We start from the raw sequence: 4651 nt of genomic DNA on the forward strand, positions 1-4651 counted from the left end.
CGGCGCCGCCGCGGCGGTGGCCGCGGTCGCGCTGACCGCGCGGCAGCCGCAGCAGGGCGGCCTGCATCTGGCGGTGACCGTGCTCGGTGCGCTGATCGGCGCGATCTCGCTGTCCGGCTCGGTGATCGCCTGGGCCAAGCTCGATGGCCGCATCGACACCGCGTGGCGGTTCAAGGGCCAGAGCGCCTTCAATGCTGCGGTGTTCCTGGCCGCGCTGGTGCTCGGCGCGCTGGTGGTCACCGGCACGGGCGGCGCCTGGGCGGCGCCAGCGTTCTTCATCGCCGCGCTGGGCTTCGGCGTGCTGATGACGCTGCCGATCGGCGGCGCCGACATGCCGGTGGTGATCTCGCTGTACAACGCCTTCACCGGTCTGGCGGTGGGCCTGGAAGGCTTCGCCCTGCAGAACCCGGCGCTGATGATCGCCGGCATGGTGGTCGGCTCGGCCGGCACCCTGCTGACCGTGCTGATGGCCAAGGCGATGAACCGCTCGCTGGGCAACGTGTTGTTCAGCAATTTCGGCGACGGCGCCGCGGTCGTGCAGGGCGACGTGCAGGGCCGCATGACCGCGGTCGAGCCGGGCGACGCGGCGACGTCGATGCGCTACGCCTCCAGCGTGATCATCGTGCCCGGTTACGGCCTGGCCGTGGCGCAGGCGCAAGGGCGGCTGTACGAACTGGTGAAGCTGCTGCAGGCCGCCGGCGTCGACGTGAAGTTCGCCATCCATCCGGTCGCCGGGCGCATGCCCGGGCACATGAACGTGCTGCTGGCCGAAGCCGGGGTGCCCTACGACCTGATCTACGACATGGAGGACATCAACGACAGCTTCGCCAGCACCGACGTGGCGCTGGTGATCGGCGCCAACGACGTGGTCAACCCGGCGGCGCGCACCGACAAGGCGTCGCCGATCTACGGCATGCCGATCCTCAACGCCGACCAGGCGCATCAGGTCTACGTGATCAAGCGCGGCCAGGGCAAGGGCTATGCCGGCGTGGAGAACCTGCTGTTCTACGGCGACAACTGCGACATGGTCTACGGCGACGCCGCCGCGGTGCTCAACCGCATGGTGCAGGCGGTGAAGGAACTGGCCGCCTGACCCAACCGCTTCCCGCGCCGGCGCGAGGCGTCCGGCGCTTTCCGACCTTCCACGAGGACACCACCATGACCTATGCCACCCGCAATCCCTATACCGGCGAATTGCTCGCCACCTTCCCGGAGGCCACCGATGCGCAGGTACTGGCCGCGATCGATGCCGCCGACGCCGCGTTCCAGCAATGGAAGCAAGCCCCGTTCGCCGAACGCGCCAGGGTGATGCATGCCGCGGCGCGGCTGCTGCGCGCCAACACCCGCGAGTACGCATGCCTGCTGACGCTGGAGATGGGCAAGCTGATCGGCGAGGCCGAAGCCGAGGTGCGGCTGTCGGCGGACATCTTCGAGTACTACGGGGTCAACGCCGAGCGCTTGCTGGCGCCGGAGCATCTGCCGGTGGCCGATCCGGCCGAGGGCAGGGCGATGGTGGTGCACGAGCCGTTGGGCGTGCTGTTGGCGATCGAACCGTGGAATTTCCCGTACTACCAGATCGCGCGGATCATCGCCCCGCAACTGTCGGCCGGCAACACCGTGCTGCTCAAGCACGCCTCCAACGTGCCGCAGTGCGCGGCCAAGTTCGAAGCGCTGATGGCCGAAGCCGGTCTGCCGGCCGGGGCCTTCGCCAATCTCTACGCCACCCGCGGCCAGGTGGAGACCATCCTCAACGACCCGCGCGTGCACGGCGTGGCGCTCACCGGGTCGGAAGGCGCCGGCGCCATCGTCGCGGCCCAGGCGGCCAAGGCACTGAAGAAGTCGACCATGGAACTGGGCGGTGCCGACGCCTTCGTGGTGCTGGACGATGCGCCGCTGGAGAAGACGGTGAAGTGGGCGGTGTTCGGCCGCCACTGGAACGGCGGGCAGGTCTGCGTGTCGTCCAAGCGCATGATCGTGGTGCAGGAGGTGTACGACGAATTCCTGCAGCGCTACCGCGCCGGCGTGGCGGCGCTGCGTGCCGGCGATCCGATGGATCCGGCGACCACTCTGGCGCCGCTGTCTTCGCAGGGCGCCGCCGACGACCTGAAGCGGCAGATCGCCGAGGCGGTCAGGCATGGCGCCACCGCGACCGAGGTCGGGCCGCCGGTACCCGTGCATGGCGCGTTCGTGCAGCCGACCCTGCTCACCGACGTCGCCCCGGACAACCCGGCCTACCACCAGGAATTCTTCGGCCCGGTGTCGATGCTGTTCCGCGCCCGGGACGAGGACGACGCGGTACGCATCGCCAACGATTCGCCGTTCGGCCTGGGCGGCTCGGTGTTCACCGGCGACGATGCGCGCGGCGTGGCGGTGGCCAGGCGCATCTCCACCGGCATGGTGTTCGTCAACCACCCGACCATGGTCAAGGCCGACCTGCCGTTCGGCGGCGTGCGCCGTTCCGGCTACGGGCGCGAACTGATCGGGCTGGGCATCAAGGAATTCGTCAATCACAAGCTGATCGACGTGGTCGACATCGACGCGCCGTTCTGAGTGGGCGCCATGCGTAGGCCAGGCCGCCGGGGGCAACCCCGGCGGCTTTTTTGTGCCGTCGCCACGCCCGGGCCGGGGCGCGCACTCGGTGCATGCGGGCGGGTCATGCTGCGGGCGCACTTGACCTGGGGCAAAGTTCTTTTGTTTCATGGCGTTATTGGTAGAAATTCATCTTGAATCTGTTAGTCTGCCGGCATGATCCGACGCTCGCTGATTTGCCTGCTCACGCTTGGCCTGGTCGCATGCGCGACCCAGCCCAAGCCGCCTCCGTCGCCGCCGCAGGCCAGCGCGCCGCCGCCTGCGCCGCGTCCGGCGCCGCCGGCCGAGGCCGTGCCGGAAGTGGTGCAGGCGCCACCGGTGGACCTGACCCCGGTCCCGTTCGAGGTCGCCCGCGCCAACTTCGTCCGCGACACCGCGGCCAGGTACGGCATCGATCCGGCGCAGATCGAGGCGACCCTGGCGCAGGCCCAGTTCAAGGATGCGATCGTCGCGGCGATGTCGCGCCCGGCCGAGCGGGTCAAGCCGTGGAGCGAGTACCGGCCGATGTTCATCAGCCAGGCGCGCATCGACGGCGGCCGCGCGTTCCTGGCCACGCATCGCGACGAACTGCAGCGGGTGCAGGCGCGCACCGGCGTGCCGGCCGAGGTCATCGTCGCGATCATCGGCGTGGAAACCAGCTACGGCAAGAACGCCGGCTCCTACCGCGTGCTGGATGCGCTGTACACGCTGGCGTTCCGCTATCCGCGCAGCGGCGACCCGGCCAAGCTTGAGCGCGAGGTGCGCCGCGAACTGTTCTTCCGCGATGAGCTCGGCCAACTGTTCGCGCTGGCCCGCGAGGAGAACCTGGACATCACCGGCCTGATCGGCAGCTACGCCGGCGCGATGGGCCTGGGCCAGTTCATGCCGTCCAGCTACCGCCAGTTCGCGGTCGATGGCGACGGCGACGGCAAGCGCAACCTGTTCACCGACTACGACGACGCGTTCTCGTCCATCGCCAACTACTTCGTCAAGAAGGGCGGCTGGGTGCGCGACGGCGTGGTCGCGGTGCCGGCGACGCTGCGCCCAGGCGCCGAGGAATTCAATCCGACCGACTGGACGCCGACCTACACCCTGGCCGACCTGGCCGCGCGCGGCTACACGCCGACCGCGCCGGTGCTGGCAGCCGCTGGCGGCGCCACGCCGATCACGCTCGACGGCAGCGCCGGCAAGCAGTACTGGCTCGGCTTCCAGAACTACTACGCGATCACCCGCTACAACAATTCCAAGATGTACGCGATGGCCGTCTACCAACTGTCCCAGGCCATCGCCGGCAAGGAGTTACCCCCGGCATGAACCCGAACGCGCTGCTCCGGATCGCTCCCGTCGTCGCTGTGCTGGCGCTGGCCGCCTGCAGCAGCGCCCCGAAGAAGACCGCCGGCGGCGCCGGACCCGGCATCCGGGTCGAGGGCAAGGGTCCGGCGCATGTCGCCACCGGTTGTCCGTCCACCTCGCCCTACGCGCCGGCCAAGGAAGATCCGTCCAAGCGCGGCAACTACACCGCCGGCGGCCTGTATGCGCCCGGCGTGCGCGACAGCACCCCGGACTACGTGCCCAACGTCGCCTGCATTCCCGAGCCGCTGGTCACCGACGAACCGCGCTCGGCGATCGGCAACCGCTCCCCGTACATGGTGCTGGGCCGCGAGTACGTGGTCATCGACGATCCGCACAGCTACGTCGAGCGCGGCACCGCCTCGTACTACGGCAGCAAGTTCCATGGCCGGCTGACCTCCAACCGCGAGGTCTACGACATGTACGCGTTCACCGCCGCGCACAAGACCCTGCCGCTGCCCAGCTTCGCCCTGGTCACCAACCTGGACAACGGCGAGTCGGTGGTGGTGCGGATCAACGACCGCGGCCCGTTCCACGACGATCGGCTGATCGATCTGAGCTACGCGGCGGCGGTCAAGCTCGGCATCACCGGCAAGGGCACCGGCCGCGTGGAAGTGCGCGGACTCACTCCGGCCGACAACGGCGACCTGCTGGCGCGGCGCACTCCCGGCCGGCGCCCGGCGACGCTGCTGGCCAGCGCGTCCACCGCCACCGCCACACGCGATCCCGCGGC

The 4651-nt window shown here is 69.6% G+C and carries 4 protein-coding genes; all 4 read left to right on the top strand.

The genetic code is table 11. From position 1 onward, the window contains the following. Positions 1 to 1093: NAD(P)(+) transhydrogenase (Re/Si-specific) subunit beta (locus D588_RS0107795; protein ID WP_017915571.1), on the top strand; the 1093-nt coding region annotated here is incomplete at its 5' end. Positions 1094 to 1158: 65 nt separating this feature from the next. Then, positions 1159 to 2550 carry an NAD-dependent succinate-semialdehyde dehydrogenase gene (locus D588_RS0107800; RefSeq protein WP_017915572.1) on the top strand — a complete coding sequence of 464 codons (1392 nt, stop codon included), beginning with the start codon at positions 1159 to 1161 and terminating at the stop codon, positions 2548 to 2550. A gap of 195 nt (positions 2551 to 2745) precedes the next feature. Next, entirely contained in the window at positions 2746 to 3882 is a 1137-nt protein-coding gene (gene mltB / locus D588_RS0107805; RefSeq protein ID WP_017915573.1) for a lytic murein transglycosylase B, read from the top strand. Continuing rightward, a partial coding sequence (locus D588_RS0107810) for a septal ring lytic transglycosylase RlpA family protein (protein ID WP_017915574.1) occupies positions 3879 to 4651 on the top strand: 773 nt, incomplete at its 3' end. The genes mltB and D588_RS0107810, both read left to right, overlap by 4 nt.

This window comes from Xanthomonas sp. SHU 308 (assembly GCF_000364645.1).
Taxonomy (GTDB): domain Bacteria; phylum Pseudomonadota; class Gammaproteobacteria; order Xanthomonadales; family Xanthomonadaceae; genus Xanthomonas_A; species Xanthomonas_A sontii.